The organism is Streptomyces sp. NPDC024698, assembly GCF_055559015.1.
Genome location: NZ_JBVHLK010000009.1, coordinates 216,991 through 234,395, shown reverse-complemented (window position 1 = coordinate 234,395; position 17,405 = coordinate 216,991). Strand labels below are relative to the sequence as shown.

Sequence of the window (17,405 nt, the reverse complement as noted above, 5' to 3'; positions counted from 1 at the left end):
GGACCGGGGTCGTCACAGCACGCGCGCCGCCCCGGCCCCGTACCTCCGCGAGGACGTCACTTCTGCCAGCCGACCGTTTCGGGGAGCGGGTTGTAGAAGATGGTCGCGCCTACGTTGGCGAGGCCCTTCTTCACCCCGTAGGTCGACGGGCCGCTGAACAGCGGGAGGAACGCGTACTGCTGGAGCGCCTTCCGCTCGACCTCGTTGGCGGCCGCGGCCTGCCGGTCGATGTCGGCGATCCCGGTGGTGGCGCGGATCTCCTTGTCCAGCGCGGGCGAACCGGCGCCGGTGATGTTGGAGCTGCGGTCCGAGCAGTAGAAGTCGCACAGGTAGCGGGCGCCGAACGGGTCCATGGAGCGGTTCCCCGACAGGAACAGATCGAACTTGCGCTCACTGAGGATGCTGGAGAAGTCCGCCTCGTCGGCCTTCTTCATGACCAGGTGGATGCCGACCGGCTTCAGCATCGCGGCGAAGGCGCCCGCGGTGGCCTTGTCCAGCGGGTCGTCACCGAGGAGGGTGTAGCCGACGTCGAGCCTCTTGCCGTTCTTGACCCGGACGCCGTCGCTCCCGGGCTTCCAGCCCGCCGCGTCGAGCGCCTTCTCGGCCTCCTCGGGGGCGTACTTCAGCACGGCCGAGACATTGTCCTCGTAGCCCTTCTGGAAGCTGTACAGCACCGCCGAACCGGGCAGCGGCTCCTTGTAGTCGAGGCCCTGGAACTGGATCTTCGCGATCTGCGAGCGGTCGATGCTCTCCTCGACGGCCTTACGGACGCCCTTGTCGGCGAGGACGGGGGACTTCGTGTTGAAGTACAGCGCGTACTCGAACGGGCTTCCTCCGCTGCGGATCTCCGTGCCCTTGAACCCCTTGACCTGCTTGAGGCTCTCCGCGTCGACGGCCGAGACATAGTCGAGCTGACCGTTCCTGAAGGCGTTGACCGCCGCGGTCGATTCCAGGTTCACATAGACACGCCGGTCGAGTTTGCCTTTCTTGCCCCACCACTTCGGGTTGCGGACGAAGGTGATGTCGCCGGAGTGGGTGTCCCACTTGCCGACCGTGTACGGGCCCGCGCCCCATTCCGGGTGGGCCTTCTTGACGTACGCCTTGTCGAAGTTGGCGACCGTGGCGGCCTTGGGATGCAGGAACGTGGTGAACAGGCTCGACCAGGAGGCGTTGACGCCCTTGAAGGTGATGACGGCCTGCTTGGCGTTCGTGCCCTTCTCGACCGAGGTGATGCGGTCGTAGCCGTCCGTCGACGAAGCCGCGTAGGCCTTGTCCGATCCGTTGTTCGCCTTCCACGTCGCCCTGATCGCGGTCCAGTCGATCGGCGTCCCGTCGTTGAAGACCGCCTTCGGGTTGATCGTCAGCGTGACCTTCTGGTTGCCGCCCTCGACGGCCACCTTCACATCGCTGTAGTAGTCCGGGTTGTACTGCACCTCACCGGTCGGCGCGTAGGTGATCGCGTCGGCGTTGTACCAGGCCCAGACGCGGGACGCGGTCAGCGTGGCATTGACGTTGAACGGGTTGCCCTGGTCGTCGAAGGTCCCGACCGTCGTGTAGGTGCCGCCGTCCTTGATCCGGTCGTACGGGGTGGGGTTGTAGTCGGCGGCTGCCGACGCGGCGGAGGGGGCGTCCTTCGCGTTCGGGCCCGCGGCATCCTTCCCGGACGAGGACTGGCAGGCCGTGGCGGCGACGGACACGGCGGCCAGGAGAGCGATGGACGGGGCCAGTCTTGAGCGCATGGGGGGTGGGTCCTTCCGGGTCGGTGGAGGGTGCGGACAGGAACCCGGCGGCCGGGGGCGGACGCGGGTTCGGGGGTGCCGGTGGTTCTCGGTGCGGCCGGGACGGGCCCTCAGACGCCGTGGCAGGCGTACTGATGTCCGGGCTGCCCGGCGACGGGAGTGGGCGCGGGCCGTTCCTCGCGACAGCGCCCGCGCACCCGCTCGTCGGAGAGGCGGTACAGCGGGCAGCGGTCCACGAAGACACAACCCGCGGGCAGGTGCGCGGCGTTCGGCTGCTCGCCCTCCAACACGACGCGCTCACGGGTGCGTTCTTCCCGGGGATCGGGTCTCGGGACGGCCGACAGCAGGGCCCGGGTGTACGGGTGCTTCGGATCGTTGAAGATCCGCTCGGTGTCGCCGGATTCGACGATGTGCCCCAGATACATCACGGCGATGCGGTCGGAGATGTAGCGGACCACGGCCAGATCGTGGGCGACCACGAGATAGGCGAGCCCGAGTTCGTGCTTGAGCCGCGCCAGCAGGTTGATCACCCCGGCCTGGACCGACACGTCCAGGGCGGACAGCGGCTCGTCGAGCGCCAGGAGCTTCGGCTCCGTGGCCAGGGCCCGGGCGATGCCGACCCGTTGGCGCTGACCGCCGGAGAGCGCGGCCGGGAAGCGGTCGCTCACGGAGTCGTCAAGACCGACGAGCGCGAGCAGTTCGTGCACGCGGGAGCGGATCGACTCGCGGTCGCGTCCGATGGCCCGCAGGGGTTCGGCGAGCAGCTGGAAGACGGGCAGCCGCGGGTCGAGGGCCCCCATCGGGTCTTGCATGACGATCTGTACGTCCCGCCTCAACTCCCTTATACGCGCCGCGGAACCGACGGTTCCCACATCGGTGCCCGCGATCTCGATCCGGCCGCTCTCGGGCCGCCTGAGCCGCAGGATCTCCAGCAGGGTCGTGGTCTTGCCGCTGCCGGACTCGCCCACCAGGCCCAGGGTCTCCCCGGCGCGCAGTTCGAAGCTGACCCCGTTGACGGCGTGCAGCGTGCCGGTCCGGCGTTTGAGAAGCGCGCCCTTGGTGACCGGAAAGGTCCTGACGAGCTCCTCGACGCGGAGCACCGTCTCGCCGGCCTCGGCACGGACGGAAGGCGTCTGCCCGCGGGCCGGCACGGCGTCGCCCCGGGGGTCGAGCGACCCGTCGGCGATCTCCGCGGCACGCAGGCAGGCCACCTCGCCATGGCCGGTGACCCGGCGCAGCCCGGGTTCCTCGGACCGGCAGGCGTCGAGGGCCACGGCGCAGCGGCGCGCGAAGGGACAGCCCTCGGTGAGACCCACCAGTGCGGGCGGTTCCCCGCCGATCGGGAGCAGCGGCCGGCGGACCCCGCTGTCGACGGTCGGGACCGCGGCGAGCAGCCGCGCGGTGTACGGCATCGTCGGCCGTCGGAAGAGTTCCTCGACGCCCGCCCGTTCCACGAAGCGGCCCGCGTACATGACGGCGACCTCGTCCGCGTGCCCGGCCACGACCCCCAGGTCGTGGGTGATCAGGACGAGTCCGGCGCCGGTCTCCTTCTGCGCCACCCGCAGGACGTCGAGGATCTGGGCCTGCACGGTGACGTCGAGCGCGGTGGTGGGTTCGTCGGCCACGAGCACGGACGGTCTGTTGGCGATCGCCAGGGCGATGACCACGCGCTGGCGCATGCCGCCGGAGAACTCGTGGGGGAAGGACGTGGCCCGGCCCCGAGCGTCGGGGATGCCGACGAGGTCGAGCAGTTCGACGGCCTGCTCCCAGGCCGCCCGCTTCGTCAGGTCCTGGTGGACCCGCAGGGCGTCGGAGAGCAGTCTGCCCACGGAGAAGATCGGGGTGAGCGCGGACAGCGGGTCCTGGAAGACCATGCCGATGGACTTGCCCCGGATCCGTGAGAGCGCCCGGTCGCCGAGGCCGATCAGGTTCTGCCCGCCCAGCAGCACTTCACCGTGGAGACTCGCGGAGGGCGGCAGCAGTCCCATGATCCCCATGGCGGTGGCGGACTTGCCCGAACCGGACTCGCCGACGATGCCGAGGGTCCGTCCGGGCAGCAGGTCGAAGCTCACGCCGCGCACCGCTTCGACGGTTCCCGCCTCGGAGGGGAAGGAGATCCGCAGGTCCCGTACGGAGAGCACGGGGGTGGCGCCGGCGGGGGGCACCGGGTCGAGCAGGGGGGTCGCGAGGGTCATCGTCGGCCTCCTGCCGAGCCGGTCACCGACGTGGGGTCGAGGGCGTCGCGCAGCCCGTCGCCGATGAAGGTCATCGACACCGTGAGCAGGACGACGAGGCCCGCGGGGAAGGCGAAGAGCCAGGGCGCGCTGGTGACGGTGCCCGCCCCGTCCGCGAGCATCGTGCCCAGCGAGACGTCCGGCGGCTGGACGCCGAACCCGAGGAACGACAGGGCGGTTTCGCTGAGCACGGTCGCGACGACACCGAGGGTGAGGTTGACGATGAGCAGCGAACCGAGGTTGGGGATGATGTGGCGGGCGATGACCCGCAGCGGCCCGACGCCCATGAACTCGGCCGCGGTCACGTAGTCCCGCTCGCGCAGTGAGGTCGACACGGACCAGATGACCCGGGCCGTGGACATCCAGCCGAACAAGGTCAGGACGACGATCAGGACGCGCCAGTCGCCGGCGAGGCGGTGGGAGACCAGGGCGAGGATGAGGAAGGAGGGGACGATCAGCAGGAAGTGGATGACGGCGAGAGTCACCCTCTCGACCCGGCCCCCGAAGTACGCGGCGCCGGAGCCGACGACGGCGGCGACGACGACGGTCAGCACGGACACGCTCACGGCGATCACCAGGGAGCGCTGGAGGCCGTGCACCGCACTGGCGTAGATGTCGTTGCCGCCCTGGTTGGTGCCGAACCAGTGCAGGGCGCTGGGGGGCTGGGTGAGCGCGGTGAAGTCGGCGTCGGTGTAGGCGTAGGAGGTGAACAGGCCGCCGAGGGCCGCGAACAGCACCAGCAGCACGAAGATCGCCACGCCGGCGACGGCGAGGCGGTTGCGCAGGAACCGGCGCAGATAGAGCCGGCCGGGGCCCAGGTTCCTGGGGCGGGCCGCTTGCCGGGCCTGCTCCGGCGCGGCAGCGGACATGGCTTCGGCCGTCGTGTCGGTGGCCACGTCAGTTCACCCTCACGCGCGGGTCGAGGAAGACCGTGGCGATGTCCGCGAGAATCGCGCCGAGGGCGGTCAGGGTCGCGGCGAAGGCGGCCGTCGCGACGGTTCCGTGTACGTCGTTCTTGCTGATGGTCTGGATGAAGTAGCGGCCCATGCCGTTCCAGCCGAAGATCGTCTCGGTGATGACGGCGCCGGTGAAGACGGCGGGGATGCTGAAGGCCACGGAGGCCGCCGTCGGGATGAGCGAGGCTCTCAGCGCGTGTCTGCGGATCGCCTGGGCGCGGGTGAGTCCGGTGGCCTGGGCGGTGCGGACGAAGTCGGCGTTGATCGTGTCCAGGAGCAGCGAGCGCTGGGTGAGGTGATAGCCCACGTAACCCATCAGCGTCAGTGTCAGGGTCGGCAGGATCAGATGCAGGAGGCGGTCTCCGATCGTGGGTAACAGTCCTTCGACATCGGGGGAGTTCTCCCCGGCGACGTAGAGGAAGTGCAGCCCCGCGTGCTGGTTCAGCCAGATGGCGACGAAGACCACGGCGAGCGCGGCGACGGACGTCGGTACGTTGAAGACCGCGATGGACACGGCCTGCGAGATCCTGTCGGCCCAACCGTACTGCCGTGCCGCGGTGTGGACACCGAGGGCGACGCCGATCACCACGGACAGGACGGTCGCGATGACGACCAACTCCGCGCTGACCAGGGACCGGTAGCTCACTTCGCCGTTCACGGAGACGCCGGTGGGGGACCTGCCCCAGTCGAAGCGCAGGGTCACCGAGGTGAACCAGTCCCACCATCGGTGCGCCAGCGGCACCCGCGGGTCGAGGTTGTAGGGAGCCAGGGCCCGGTCGATCTGGGTCTCGCTGCGGACGGGCCGCAGCTCCTTGAAGTTCGATCGCGGGTCGAGGAACCAACTGGCGAGGAAATACGTCGCGTTGGTCGCGACGACGATCATCAGCAGCCAGCCGGCCGCCTTGCGCGTCACATGGCGCACCATGTGCGGCACCTCCTCACCGCACGGGAGAGGCAGGCCCCGGGAGAGCGCGGGGGACGGGACGAAGACATGCGTGGGGGGACTTTCCGGTGGGAGGCGGCGGCGAACGGACGAGCGTCAGCTTGGTCCGTGCTTTGCGCCGGGCACCAGGCTTTTGGCGGTCTCGCCACGAGGCCGACATGTTGCCGTAGCAGAGGATCCGGAATACGGCTCAATTCGGATGATCGTGACGTGGGGCGGATTGAACGCCCTCTCAATGAGGCCGAGTTGACGCAGGGTCTTCGTGAGTCAGAGGACCTCTTCGAGCTTGCCGGTCGCGACGAGCGGGCCCGGCCCGGGACGTCATCCGTGGACGCTCGGGCGCCGGACCGCCCTGCCGGTTACCGCGACCTCAGGGGTTGGCCCAGGCTCCCGGGGCGTCGGTCAAGGCGTAGACGTCAGGGGGGAGTTGTGCCGATGCCACGTCCGCGAGCGAGACGCCTTCGAGGATCTCCCGCACATTGGACCGCAGTGCGATCCACAGAGGGAGGAGTGACTGGGCCGGGCCCGTGTAGGAAAGGTCCGGGGGACGGACGCCGCGCACCGAGACGAGCGGTCCGTCCACGGTGCGGATGACGTCGGCGATCGTGATGGACGCGGCGGGTCTGGCCAGGCGGTAGCCGCCGTTGCCGCCGCGCTGGCTGAGCACGAGACCGCCCCGGCGCATGTCGTTCAGGATGCCTTCGAGGAACTTGTGCGGAATGTCCTGGGCTTCGGCGATCGCCTCGGCCTTCACCGGCCCCTCGTCCCGTGACGCGGCGAGCTGTAGCGCGGCACGTACCGCGTAGTCCGCCCTGGCTGAAATCCGCATGTGCGCAGTATTCCGTACGGCTCGCGCCCGTTCCATGTTCTCTCGTTCACACGGGGAGGACGAACGGGGGGTGCGCGCCGTTCAGGTAATAGTCCCCGACGTCACGGAGCCGGTGCCCGACGGGCTCGTAGAGGGTGTGGGTCCGTACGTTGCGCCAGAAACGGTCGAAGCCCAGCCGTGCGGAGGTGGACCGGGCTCCGATGACTTCGAGGGCGCGCGTGGTGGACTCCTGCGCGGCCCGGGACACGGCGGCTTCGGCCATGGCCACGAGGACGGAGATCTCCGCGTACTCGTCGAAGCCCAGGTCCTCGCCGCGTGCCAGTCCGTCGTGCACGGCTCGCACCGCCTGCTCGGTGAGGGCCGAGGCGGAGCGGGTCAGAACGGTGAGTTCTCCGTGCAGGGTCAGGATCCGGGGGTCCGAGGGGGAGCCGACCGGCCAGGCGGGGTGCCAGAGCGAGTGGCCCGCCCTGCTGTACTCGCGTACCTCGGTCAGCACTCCCTCGGCAATGCCGAGGAGGAGATGGGCGGAGAGCAGACGTCCGACCGGGGAGGTGAAGGCGGTCTTGGGCGACAGGACGTCCTCGTCAGCGGACAGGGACCCCAGGACGTTGCCGGCCGCCACCGGTACGGCGTCGAACTCCACGCTGCCGCCGGCCGCGAGCCGCTGGCCGAAGGCGTCCGATCCGCTGTCGATCCGCACACCGGGATGGGCCGCGTCGACGAGGACGGCGAAGGGCTCGCCGGTATCGGCCCGCTCGCCCCGTACGGCGAGACGGTCGGCGACCAGCACTCCGGTGGCGTAGCTCTGCCGCCCCTCCAGGACATGGCCGCCGGCCTTCCTGGTCAGCCTCAGCGGGGGGTCCTGGAGGGCGAGGCCGCCACCCCAGAGGAGGGGCTTCCTGGTGGAGCGGTGCACGGTCTCGGTGGCGCGGGCGGAGTCGGCGAAGGACACCGCGCTCCACGACAAGAAGTAGTGACAGCCCAGCAGTTGGCCGATCGCGCCGTCGGCGGCCGAGATCTCCCGGACGACGGCGTAGGCCGTCGTCCAGTCCGCTCCGCCTCCTCCGGCCTCGGCCGGAACCAGGAGCGTCAGGAGCCCTGCCTCGCGCAGCCGGGACACCTCGTCGAAGGGGGCCTTGCCCGCCTGCTCCCTGGTGACCGCGTCGGTGGCCAGATCCTCCGCCGTCTCACGGGCCGCTCGCAGCCAGTGCGCGTGGCCGGGCCCTGCGGCCGTGGTCGAGCCGGCGGTCGGGTGGGGTCCGGCGGCGGTGTCGGGTCCGGCGACCGGGTGGTGTCCGGCAACGATGTCAGGTCCGGCGACCGGGTGGGGTCCGGTCCGGTCGGCCGCGGGGCCGGCTCCGGACGGCGCGGTGGCAACGCCCATGATCATGATTTCCTCAAGTTCGGCGGCAAGGTGCCGGGTCGGGAGTCTCCTGCCCGTCGGACACGCGCTCGTGGCCCATGCGCCGTACGGTGACGATCCGGGCGCCGCTGAGTCCTGCCCGGCTCAGGGACCGCGGCGGATGCGCCTGATCACCTGGGATGGAAGCGGAGGCGGCGGCACACGCGATACGTGAGCCGCGCACCCTATGCGCTGCAACAGACGGCGCTGGCGACGCGACCGAAGTCGACGTGCCGACGGCGAACCAGTCGCTGCTGCGTGGGGGGCATGTACATCATCCTGCGCAGCCGTCGGACGTCCGGTCAATGGTTTCCTAGTAAATCGATAGGAAATAGCGAGGCGGCGATGCCAGGGGTGTGCGCCGGCCGGTCGGATACCGGCCAAAGCAGGTGTTCCGACATGCGGACCGTAGTTGACGGGGCGACAGATGCCCTGCTCAATGGGGTGGGTGAACGTCGGGCCCCGGCCGGGCGCCTGCGGCATCAGGAGACGTCGGCCGCGGCCCGGTCGAGGAACCTGCGCTCCTGTTCGCGAACCCGGTTCCGCTCCCGGATCTCCGCGCAGAAGGCGCCCAACGCCGCCGGATCGGCCGCGACGCTCAGAAGGATGTCGTCACTCTTGTCTGGCGGCAGGTGCCTGGCCGGCCGGATCATCGCCCTGTGCGTCGACGGACGAAAGCTGCCGTCGCGCGGGGGAGTTGAGGGTACCCGCCAGCCACCGGCGGCTCCCGTGATGACTGGCGCCACGGCGGTTTCAAGAACGTGTGCGACGTGACCTGTTCAAGGTGCCGAGCGCGCCCACCGCCGCACGGACATGCGCCGGACCGCCAGGCGACCGTTCTCCCGCGCACCACCAGGGTCCGCTACGCGCCCCTGTACGTCCGATAGCGCGAATCGAAGCCCTCGGCCTCAAGCCGATTGACCACCCGAGCAACCTACTTGGGACATGGCGGCCACAGGCCCGGAAGGGACGATCAGTCGAAGGGCGCGGGAAGCGACAGCGATACAGTCCCGTCATGTGGAGAACAAGCGCTGACCGCGGGCAACGGCCAACTACTTTCACGGGCATCCTCGGTTACGTGGTTCGGCGCCCCTTGCTGATCCTCTGGCTAGTGGCGCTGGCCGGCGTGGAAGTCGTGTTGGAACACCGGATACCCCAACCATGGTCCGCCCTGACCTACGTCGTGATCATGCCCGTAGGACTGGCCTCCGTCGCTCGCAGCGTAGAACGTCACTACCCGGCGGATGAAGGTCACGGCGACAGCTAGGAGTTGTTCGGTCGGTCACACGGCGACACGCTGGGCACAGCCACGAGACAGCGGATCTTGATGGGCGGGCTCGTCGTAGGCCGCGCCTCATGAGCCAGTGGGGGCGTTGGGCCGGCTCCCCTCTCTGCACCTCAAATGGCCGCATGCCCTCCCTCCCCATCGACCCGCGCCCGCTGAACGCCTACGAGCGCGCGGTGCTGGAGGACATCCTGTCGGCGGAGTTCGTTGGCGCCTCGCAAGTGCGCAGCCGGCTGGACCGTACCGAGGTGATCGCCGTCCGGGGGTCCGGCTCCGTGAGCGTTGACCTGGAAGTCCGGGAACCGTGCGAGCACGCAGCCCTGCCGGACGCGCTCGTGCCCGTGGACGCGCAAGTCCATGATTCGGCCGGCGCCTATGCCGGTGAGGTTCCTCGTGCGGACGGACCGGGGAGCATGGACGCCGAATTCTGACGGCGCCGGCCGGCCTGCTGCGAGAATCGGGAGATGAGTAGTCAGGAGATCCGGTTCGACTGTGGACGCCACGCCGATCGTGGTGTGCTCGAAGTCGTCCCATGCGTCGACGGAGTACCGCTCACCACCTTGATCGACCAGTTCGAGACGGGCGCCCGGATGCGGCCGGCTGGAGGCGCCTACGGGGGCCTGCTCCCGCAGTTCTTCCCGTTCGGCCGGCTGGAGGACCATTTCCATGGACGGTCCATCGGGGCGATGGGGCCGAAGACGCCTGTGCTCGGCTGTGCGTGTGGAGACTGTGGCTGCTGGCCGCTGATGGCCGGGATCACCGTGACGTCGGCCCACGTGGTCTGGGATTCCTTCGAACAACCCCACCGCACGGCACGCGACTACTCGGGCTTCGGGCCGTTCCGCTTCGACCGCCGTCCATACGATCACGCCGTGCAGCTCCTGAGCACGGCGATCAGCCTCGACGGCACGTGATCGCCCTGCTCCGTCGGCTGCGCGACAGTGCCTCGCCCGACGCCTCGGGCAACCGTCTCGACAGGGTGTCAGGGGCCGTTCCCGTCCCAAGTCCGCTGTGCGGTCCTATCGTTGGCGCATGCGCGCACACCCCATCGACCGTCCGGCCGATCTCGACGTGGTTCGTGAGTCCTACGATCGTGTGGCCGACAACTACGCCCACATGGTGGTGACGACGGGTATCGGCGACATCCGTCGCCATCCATGGCTCAAGGCCTCGATCGACGCCTTCGCCGATACCGTGGGGGAACTCGGGCCTGTCCTCGACGTGGGCTGCGGACCCGGAACGGTCACCGCCTACCTCGCCGAACGCGGACTCGACGTGTCCGGGGTGGATCTCTCTCCCCGCATGATCGAGAACGCGCGCCGCCTTCATCCGCAGTGCCGCTTCGGCGTCGCCTCCGCCACCGACCTCGACCTCGGTGAAGCGTCCCTCGGCGGTGTGCTCGGGTGGTGGTCACTGTTCAACCTTCCCCGTGACGTCCTGCCCCAGGTTCTCGCCCTGTTCGCCCGCGCGTTGAAACCGGGCGGGCACTTCATCACCGGGACGCACGTCGGCGACGAGGACGTGGTGCGCACCGAGGCCTACGGAGGCGTACCCGTTTCCTGGACGACGCACAAATGGCGGCCCGAACAGCTCGTGGACCTGATCGAGCAGGCCGGTCTCGAACCGGTCGCCGAACTCCGGCTTCCCCCGGAGGAGTACAGCGGGCCGGGTCTGGTGGTCATGGCCAAGCGACCCGGTTGAGGACAGGCCCCCGAGGTCTTCCGGGCCGCCGAGGTCTCGGCGCCTCGGGGGTCCTCAACCTTCCAGCCCCGCTTCCCGCTTGCGCTGACGCAGCACGTAGTCGCTGAAGAGGTGTCGGCCCCGGTCGAGCAGCTCCCCTGCCTCCGCTGCCTCCGCCGCGTTCTGGTGCCACATGTCCGGCGACGGATGCCAGCGCTGCACGGACTGCGCCGCCCAGGTGCGCAGCTTCACGTCCGGGTCGTGCAGCAGCCCGACGGCCGCGCGCAGCGCCACGATGCCGCCGCTCGCGTCGAGCAGCCGGAACGCGCCGACGCGGACATGCCGCGGGCGCTCGGAGCCGGTGCGCTCCAGAAGCCAGTCGGCGGGCAGGTCCTTCGCCCCGGGCAGCAGGGCGAGGACCGCCTCGCGGACCACATCGGCGGCGGGGTCGTCGAGAAGCGGCCGCGTCCGCCGCACATCCACGCGGTCCAGGGCCCGCAGCCCCGCCACCGCCCGCGCCCGCACCCCGGCCACCGGATGCGTGAGCAGTGGCCGCAGCAGTCCGACGTCCGCGTGGTCGCCGCACTCGGCCAGCCCGATGACGGCACCGGGCGGCGGCCCGAGGCTGTCCGCCGTCGTGCACCGCTCCCGGTACCAGGCCGTCGGATCACCTCCGTACTGCCGTACGACATACCGGGCGCAGGCCCGCACGAGCGCGGACCTGTCGGCGAGGAACGACTCCGCCCGTTCCGGCTGTCCCGCCCGCCGCAGCCCCGTGACCCCGGCCGAGCGCGTACGCGGGTTGCGCGCGGAGAGGAGGACCGGCAGCACCTCCTCGTACGCGGCCTCCTCGTCGCCCAGGGCGGCGAGCGCGGCTGTGGCGCAGAGGTTCTGGACGACGGGGTCCGTGTCCCGGACGGCCGCGCGTGCCGACTCGGCGGGACTCAGCAGTCCCCTCTCGACGGCACACCGATACGCGAACCGCCGCACGGCGTGGTCCGGGTCGGCGAACAGGACATTGAACAGCTCCCGGGGCGCGCCGCGCAGGATCTGACCGAGGGTCTCGGCACCGAAGTCGCCGCGTTCCCGGCGTCCGACCCGCAGGAGGAGCGAGGCGAGTCCGACGACCAGGTCGGGACGGAGGGAATCCCGCAGCACCTGCCGGGCGTACTCGCGCACGGGCCCGACCCAGTCGGCGCAGCGGATCACGACGAGTGGCAGCAGCCCGGGGTAGCGGGCGGCGCGGCCCAGCGCCTCCTGGCGGATCCGCCCGTCGCGGTGGCAGAGGGCGAGGGCGAGCCGGGACTCGGGGAGTCGACGCGGGCCGACGGGCCACGGGCCGACTGGTTGCCACTTGGGCACCAACGACGGCTGACGCCAGGCCACTTCACGTACCGCCGCGTCCAGCGCGATCCAGTCACCGGGGTCGGCGACATCGATCGTCTCCGGGAGCGACGCCCCGCCCACGAGCTGTGCGACAGCCCTCGTCCCGCTCTCGAAGTCCTTGAGCATCCCCACTCCTCCGGCAGCCGATCGAGTGATCGTAGGATGCGGAGTTCGCGCAGGTCACATGGAATACCGTCATCGGGCGCCAGGTTCCTGTGCGGGACGATTCCAGCCGCGGTGCTTTCCACCGGGAACGTACCGCCTTGTGTGCCGCCGGGTGGTCCCCTCAGGCCGAACCGCACGGCTGGACCGGCAGCCCCGCCAGCCGGCGATGCAGATAGCCGCCGCCCCAGGTCAGTTCGTCCAGCGCTACCGCGGGGCTCAGCCGGTGCCAGCGGCCGAGTACGGCGGTCAGCGCCACGGTGAGTTCCAGGCGGGCCAGTGCCGATCCTGGGCAGTAGTGCGGGCCGAGTCCGAAGGAGAGGTGGCGGCCGGCCGTGGCGCGGTCCGGGTCCAGGGTGCCCGGGTCGGCGTGGCACCGCGGGTCGTGGTTGGCCGCGGCCACGGACAGCAGGACACCGCTGCCCGCCGGGATGACCGTGTCCCCGAACCGGACGTCCTCCAGCGTCACCCTCTTGGTGCTGAAGGGACCGGGGGTGTCCCACCGCAGCAGCTCGTCCACCGCGCGCGGGATCCGCGACGGCTCGTCCCGCAGCGAATCCTGTACGTCGCCGTGACCGAGGAGCGCCACCACGCTCATGCCGATCGCCTGCACCGTGCTGTCGAAGCCGGCCAGCAGCAGCATCGCCAGGAGCGAGGCGACTTCGTCCTCGGCCGCGCCGCCCTGCTGATGCCAGGTCGCGAGGACACGCGACACGACGTCCTCGCCCGGGTCGGCCTCGCGGCGGGCCATCTCGCCCCTGACGAAGGCGTCGATGCGGGCCACGCTCTCCTCGACCGCACGGGCGGAGCGGCCGGTCTTGTCCGCGAGGAGCGCCACCGGTTCGTACAGCGCGGCCCGTTCCTCCGCCCGTACCTCGAAGACCTCGCACAGGGACCGGAAGGCGAACGGACGCGCGAAGGCCTCCATCAGCTCAACGGGTCCCCGCCCGCGCGCCGCGTCCGCGGCGTCGAGGAGTTCCTCGGCGCCCTGCTCGATGCGTTCCCGGTGGGCGGCCATGCGTGCCGGGGTGAGGGCGGGTGTCGCGAGGCGGCGGATGCGTGTGTGGTCCGGCGGGTCGTAGTTGACCAGCGTCACGTCCAGGGCGCGACGGCGCACAGCGGGGTCGGGAACGCGGCCGCCGCTCAGGGAGAGGCGAGGGTCCAGGAATCCGGCCCGTACGTCCTCGGCGCGGGTCACCAGCCAGGCCGTCCGTCCGGCGGGCGTCCTGATCCGGGCCACGGGACACGTCTCCCGGATCTCGGCCAGCGTCTCCTCGGGCCGGGCCAGGAACGCGGCACCGAGCGGCTCCGGCAGCCGCCGGCGACCTGCCGGTGCGGGCGGGGCGGCCGTGGCGACGGGCTCGGTGTCCATACGGAGGCGTCCTCTCGCGGTCGCGGGGTGTGCGAAGGACACCGTAGGAAGGGCCGGTTGCCCGCCGGTTCACGTCCGGTGCGATTCCGGTATGCGCCCGGTACGCGGCCGACTCCAAGCCTTGCACCTCACACGGTGCCGACGCCCCCACCTGCGTATTCACCGCAGACCAACCGGCGCTGAACCGCTGTCGAACCCCGCCCTCCTAGCGTCCTGCCGGTCGGCGCAGTGCTGCCGTCAGTCGTCCCGAAACGCCCGTCGTATGGAGGACCAACATGGCCGAGAACGTCGAGCCCAACGAAGAGACCACGGAGACCCCCGCGGAGGAGACTCCCGAGGTCGTCGCGCACGCCGCGTCGAACGTCGCCTGGTGCGGGGTCCACCAGGAGACCGCCGTCGACGAGCCCGAGGTGGTCGCGCACTCCGAAGAGGGCGAGGACACCCCCTGGTGCGTCGTCCACCAGGAGCACAACGCCTGATCGGCTCACCACCGGCGCGGTCCTCCCGGTCGCGGCGGCGCCTGACGCCGCCGCGCCCGGGCCGCGCCCGCCTTCCGTCTCCCGCCCCGCTCCGGAGGTTGCCGTGCCCGGTACGCAGTCCGTCGCCGTCCCCGCCGCCGGGGCCCGTCTGATCCAGGCCGACAGGGGGTGGTGGTTCCTGGGCGCGGGCGGATACGCGCTGATGCGCCCCGGTCAGGTGCAGGCCGACGGCACCCTGCGGCCCTCGGCGGAACGCTATCTCCGCGAGGCGGGACTGTACGAGGTCAAGCCGTACACCTCGTACTCCCTGACCGTACTGACCAGCACGGACTGCAACCTCGGCTGCGGCTACTGCTTCCAGAACACCGCGCAGGACCCCAAGGGCGGCAGCAGGCCGCCCCGCATCCGGCACGCCCGCCTGACCCCCGAAGCCGTGGGACAGGTCCTGGACTTCACCCGCGAACGCATGGCCGTGGCCGGCATGGACAAGCTCTCGCTGCTGCTCTTCGGCGGCGAACCGCTGCTCAACCCGCGCGGCTGCCGCGACCTGCTCACCAGGGCGGGTCGACTGGGCTCCCTCACCGCCTCGATGACCTCCAACGGCACCCTGCTCACACCGCTGATCGCCAAGGAACTCAACGCGGCCGGCCTCGGCTCCGTACAGGTGACCTTCGACGGCGACCGGGCCGACCACGACGCCATCCGGGTACGGCGCTCCGGCGGCGGCACCTTCGACGTCATCGTCTCCAACATCGCGCGCGCCATCGAGAAGACCTCCCTGCGCTGGATGCTGCGGGTCAACGTCTCGCATCTGAACCGCAACGGCGTGGACGACCTCGTCGAACGGCTCGGCTCCCACCTCGATCCGGCACGCTGCGGCATCCACTTCGCCCGCGTCGGCGACGTCGGCGTCGGCTACGCGAACAACCTGCTCCACGAGGACGGCCTCGTCGGCGACTTCGTCCGCTGGCACGCCCGCGCGCTGGAGCTCGGCTTCACGGTGGCCCGGCCGCGCGCCCATGTCCCCTGCCAGGCCTGCTCCTTCACGGACGGACGCTACGGCGCGGTCGTCAACGCCGATGGTGTGCTCGCCAGTTGCTGGGAGACCGCGGGCAAGCCCGGCATGGAGGTCGGCACGATCGCCGACGGCTATCTCGACGCCGAGCGGACGCAGGGCCGTTGGGTCAGCTGTCACGACCACTACCAGTACGACGAGGAGGCGGCCGTCCGCGCCGTCTTCCAGGACCGCGTCGACGCCGGCGTCCTGGACTGCCTCAACGCCGTCGGTCGGCTGGGATGAAAGGCGCCGGCGTCCTGCGGACCAACGCCGACTTCCGCCGCTATTGGATCAGCGCGACCCTGTCGACCCTCGGATCGCAGCTGTCGTTGCTCGCCTTCCCCCTGCTCGTCCTGTCCATCGGCGGAAGCGCCGCACAGGCCGGTACGGTCGCGACCTGCTCCCTGGTGACACGCACCCTGCTGCGCCTGCCCGCGGGCCACCTCGCCGACCGGCACGACCGTCGGATGATCATGGTCGGGGCCGACCTGGTGCGGCTCGTGGCGCTGGCCAGCATCCCGCTGGTGTCGGCGCTCGGAGACCTCGGGCAGACACACCTTCTCGGCGTCGCCGTGGTCGAGGGCGCGGCCACCGCGCTCTTCGCGCCCGCCGCCACGATCGCCGTACGCGACGTCGTCCCGGAGAAGGATCTCACCGACGCGCTGAGCCGCAGCCAGGCCGCCATGGCGACGAGTTCACTCATCGGCCCCTTCCTCGGCGGCTGGCTCTACACCCTGGACCCGATCCTGCCCTTCGCCGCCGACGCCCTTTCCTACGGGGTGTCCGCCGTACTGCTGCTGCGGATCGCCACCCGGCCCCGCCGCCGGGCCGCCGGAGCCGGGCGCGACGACCGGCTCACGGCCGGGCTGCGCTGGCTGACACATCAACGGGCCCTGCTGGCCGCGCTGTTGTTCGCCGCGGGCATCAACGTCGTCTCGGCGGCGGCACAGACGACCATGGTCGTCTCGCTGCGGCAGAGCGGCACCGGCGGGACCGCGATCGGAGCGGTCATGGCCTGCGCGGGCATCGGCGGGATGCTGGGCGCCGCCGCGGCCCCGCGACTGATCAAACGCATCCCCGCCGCCCGCCTGTTCCTGCTCATCGGCGCCGTCTGGGCGATCGGCCTCGCCGTCTTCTCCACGAGCACACAGCCCTGGACGATCGGGCCCGTACTGGTCGTGGTCGTCTTCTTCTCCCCGCCGGCCGGGATCGTCGTCGGCCGCGCGATGCTGGTGCTCGCCCCCCGGGACCTGCTCGGCAGGGTCAGCACCGCGACCGGTCTGGTGATGGCCGGTCTCGCCTCCCTCGGACCGGTCCTGGCGGGTTCCTTCGTGGACTCCCTCGGGGCCGGCCGCACCTGGCTCGCGCTCGCCGGAACCGCGGCCGTCGTCACGGTGGTCTCGTCGGTGCCGCTGCTGCGCGAGACCAGCCTCGACGCCGTCACCGACGACGTGAAGAAGGCCGGTCCCGCCGCCGTACCGGACAAGCCCCGGCCCGTGGACACCCCGGCTCCCGCCGGCCTCGCCGATGTCCCGGCCCCAGCGGGTGCGAGCCATGCCCAGGACCGACCGGCGGTCGAGGCCCACGGCGAGCCGGTTCGCACGGACGACTCCGGGACCGTGGATGCGTATCCGACCCGCGCGACGGACCCGTACCCGGCGCCCGCGGACAACTCCGGGACCATGGACCCGTATCCGACCCACGCGACGGATCCGCATCCGGCGCCTGCGGACAACTCCCTTTCCATGGAACTGAATCCGGCGCCCCCGGATGATTCCGTGTCCACGGCGGAGCCGCGTCCGGAGCCTCCCGTACGGCGTCCCGGCGCGGGTGGGGGCGTCTGAGCCCCGCCCCGGCACACGACCGACGTGATCCGTTCAC

15 protein-coding genes are annotated in these 17,405 nt (G+C 70.9%); 6 read left to right on the top strand and 9 right to left on the bottom strand.

Translation table 11 applies throughout. The features are described 5' to 3' along the window. Nucleotides 1-56: 56 nt before the first annotated feature. From ACZ4AA_RS22415 to ACZ4AA_RS22385, 7 genes are all read right to left on the bottom strand, one after another. Complete coding sequence (locus ACZ4AA_RS22415) at nt 57-1,739, bottom strand: ABC transporter family substrate-binding protein (RefSeq protein ID WP_467605080.1); 1,683 nt, start codon at nt 1,737-1,739, stop codon at nt 57-59. Between the two features lie 110 nt (nt 1,740-1,849). Continuing rightward, entirely contained in the window at nt 1,850-3,934 is a 2,085-nt protein-coding gene (locus ACZ4AA_RS22410; protein WP_467605074.1) for a dipeptide ABC transporter ATP-binding protein, read from the bottom strand. Next, nucleotides 3,931-4,842: an ABC transporter permease gene (locus tag ACZ4AA_RS22405; protein ID WP_467605253.1), complete on the bottom strand. Its 912-nt coding sequence runs from the start codon at nt 4,840-4,842 to the stop codon at nt 3,931-3,933. Before ACZ4AA_RS22405 ends, ACZ4AA_RS22410 begins: the two co-directional genes overlap by 4 nt. 28 nt (nt 4,843-4,870) lie before the next feature. Next, the gene (locus ACZ4AA_RS22400) at nt 4,871-5,854 is read right to left on the bottom strand and encodes an ABC transporter permease (protein ID WP_467605069.1); all 984 of its coding nucleotides are present in this window, start codon (nt 5,852-5,854) and stop codon (nt 4,871-4,873) included. A 388-nt stretch (nt 5,855-6,242) separates the two neighbouring features. Continuing rightward, nucleotides 6,243-6,701: an RrF2 family transcriptional regulator gene (locus tag ACZ4AA_RS22395; protein ID WP_467605066.1), complete on the bottom strand. Its 459-nt coding sequence runs from the start codon at nt 6,699-6,701 to the stop codon at nt 6,243-6,245. 46 nt (nt 6,702-6,747) lie between these two features. Beyond that, complete coding sequence (locus ACZ4AA_RS22390; protein ID WP_467605063.1) at nt 6,748-8,085, bottom strand: acyl-CoA dehydrogenase family protein; 1,338 nt, start codon at nt 8,083-8,085, stop codon at nt 6,748-6,750. A gap of 500 nt (nt 8,086-8,585) precedes the next feature. Then, nucleotides 8,586-8,756 (bottom strand): hypothetical protein, encoded by a 171-nt coding sequence (locus ACZ4AA_RS22385; protein WP_467605060.1) that lies wholly within the window; start codon nt 8,754-8,756, stop codon nt 8,586-8,588. Between the two features lie 757 nt (nt 8,757-9,513). Here ACZ4AA_RS22385 and ACZ4AA_RS22380 point away from each other — a divergent pair. The 3 genes from ACZ4AA_RS22380 to ACZ4AA_RS22370 all read left to right on the top strand — a co-directional run bounded on the left by ACZ4AA_RS22380 (nt 9,514) and on the right by ACZ4AA_RS22370 (nt 11,089). After that, nucleotides 9,514-9,819, top strand: a complete 306-nt coding sequence (locus ACZ4AA_RS22380; protein WP_467605057.1) for a hypothetical protein — start codon at nt 9,514-9,516, stop codon at nt 9,817-9,819. 33 nt (nt 9,820-9,852) lie between these two features. Then, entirely contained in the window at nt 9,853-10,302 is a 450-nt protein-coding gene (locus ACZ4AA_RS22375) for a hypothetical protein (protein ID WP_467605053.1), read from the top strand. Between the two features lie 118 nt (nt 10,303-10,420). Then, nucleotides 10,421-11,089: a methyltransferase domain-containing protein gene (locus tag ACZ4AA_RS22370; protein WP_467605050.1), complete on the top strand. Its 669-nt coding sequence runs from the start codon at nt 10,421-10,423 to the stop codon at nt 11,087-11,089. A gap of 54 nt (nt 11,090-11,143) precedes the next feature. On the opposite strand, the gene ACZ4AA_RS22365 is transcribed toward ACZ4AA_RS22370, so the two are convergent. Beyond that, nucleotides 11,144-12,580: a HEAT repeat domain-containing protein gene (locus ACZ4AA_RS22365; protein ID WP_467605046.1), complete on the bottom strand. Its 1,437-nt coding sequence runs from the start codon at nt 12,578-12,580 to the stop codon at nt 11,144-11,146. A 160-nt stretch (nt 12,581-12,740) separates the two neighbouring features. Next, a complete protein-coding gene (locus tag ACZ4AA_RS22360; protein WP_467605043.1) occupies nt 12,741-13,988 on the bottom strand; it encodes a cytochrome P450 in 1,248 nt (415 codons plus the stop codon). A gap of 275 nt (nt 13,989-14,263) precedes the next feature. On the opposite strand from ACZ4AA_RS22360, the gene ACZ4AA_RS22355 reads away from it, so the two are divergent. The 3 genes from ACZ4AA_RS22355 (at nt 14,264) to ACZ4AA_RS22345 (ending at nt 17,368) form a co-directional block, all read left to right on the top strand. Continuing rightward, nucleotides 14,264-14,467, top strand: a complete 204-nt coding sequence (locus ACZ4AA_RS22355) for a hypothetical protein (protein WP_467605039.1) — start codon at nt 14,264-14,266, stop codon at nt 14,465-14,467. A 103-nt stretch (nt 14,468-14,570) separates the two neighbouring features. Beyond that, nucleotides 14,571-15,767 carry a radical SAM protein gene (locus ACZ4AA_RS22350; RefSeq protein WP_467605034.1) on the top strand — a complete coding sequence of 399 codons (1,197 nt, stop codon included), beginning with the start codon at nt 14,571-14,573 and terminating at the stop codon, nt 15,765-15,767. After that, nucleotides 15,764-17,368: an MFS transporter gene (locus ACZ4AA_RS22345; RefSeq protein ID WP_467605028.1), complete on the top strand. Its 1,605-nt coding sequence runs from the start codon at nt 15,764-15,766 to the stop codon at nt 17,366-17,368. Before ACZ4AA_RS22350 ends, ACZ4AA_RS22345 begins: the two co-directional genes overlap by 4 nt. Nucleotides 17,369-17,405 lie beyond the last annotated feature (37 nt).

Excerpts from the sequence above, each read along its gene's own strand:
- ACZ4AA_RS22385 (WP_467605060.1), bottom strand. The coding sequence starts at position 8,756 with ATGATCCGGCCGGCCAGGCACCTGCCGCCAGACAAGAGTGACGACATC.
- ACZ4AA_RS22370 (WP_467605050.1), top strand. The coding sequence starts at position 10,421 with ATGCGCGCACACCCCATCGACCGTCCGGCCGATCTCGACGTGGTTCGT.
- ACZ4AA_RS22415 (WP_467605080.1), bottom strand. The coding sequence starts at position 1,739 with ATGCGCTCAAGACTGGCCCCGTCCATCGCTCTCCTGGCCGCCGTGTCC.
- ACZ4AA_RS22405 (WP_467605253.1), bottom strand. The coding sequence starts at position 4,842 with ATGTCCGCTGCCGCGCCGGAGCAGGCCCGGCAAGCGGCCCGCCCCAGG.
- ACZ4AA_RS22410 (WP_467605074.1), bottom strand. The coding sequence starts at position 3,934 with ATGACCCTCGCGACCCCCCTGCTCGACCCGGTGCCCCCCGCCGGCGCC.
- ACZ4AA_RS22400 (WP_467605069.1), bottom strand. The coding sequence starts at position 5,854 with ATGGTGCGCCATGTGACGCGCAAGGCGGCCGGCTGGCTGCTGATGATC.
- ACZ4AA_RS22355 (WP_467605039.1), top strand. The coding sequence starts at position 14,264 with ATGGCCGAGAACGTCGAGCCCAACGAAGAGACCACGGAGACCCCCGCG.
- ACZ4AA_RS22360 (WP_467605043.1), bottom strand. The coding sequence starts at position 13,988 with ATGGACACCGAGCCCGTCGCCACGGCCGCCCCGCCCGCACCGGCAGGT.
- ACZ4AA_RS22380 (WP_467605057.1), top strand. The coding sequence starts at position 9,514 with ATGCCCTCCCTCCCCATCGACCCGCGCCCGCTGAACGCCTACGAGCGC.
- ACZ4AA_RS22365 (WP_467605046.1), bottom strand. The coding sequence starts at position 12,580 with ATGCTCAAGGACTTCGAGAGCGGGACGAGGGCTGTCGCACAGCTCGTG.
- ACZ4AA_RS22375 (WP_467605053.1), top strand. The coding sequence starts at position 9,853 with ATGAGTAGTCAGGAGATCCGGTTCGACTGTGGACGCCACGCCGATCGT.
- ACZ4AA_RS22390 (WP_467605063.1), bottom strand. The coding sequence starts at position 8,085 with ATGGGCGTTGCCACCGCGCCGTCCGGAGCCGGCCCCGCGGCCGACCGG.
- ACZ4AA_RS22395 (WP_467605066.1), bottom strand. The coding sequence starts at position 6,701 with ATGCGGATTTCAGCCAGGGCGGACTACGCGGTACGTGCCGCGCTACAG.
- ACZ4AA_RS22345 (WP_467605028.1), top strand. The coding sequence starts at position 15,764 with ATGAAAGGCGCCGGCGTCCTGCGGACCAACGCCGACTTCCGCCGCTAT.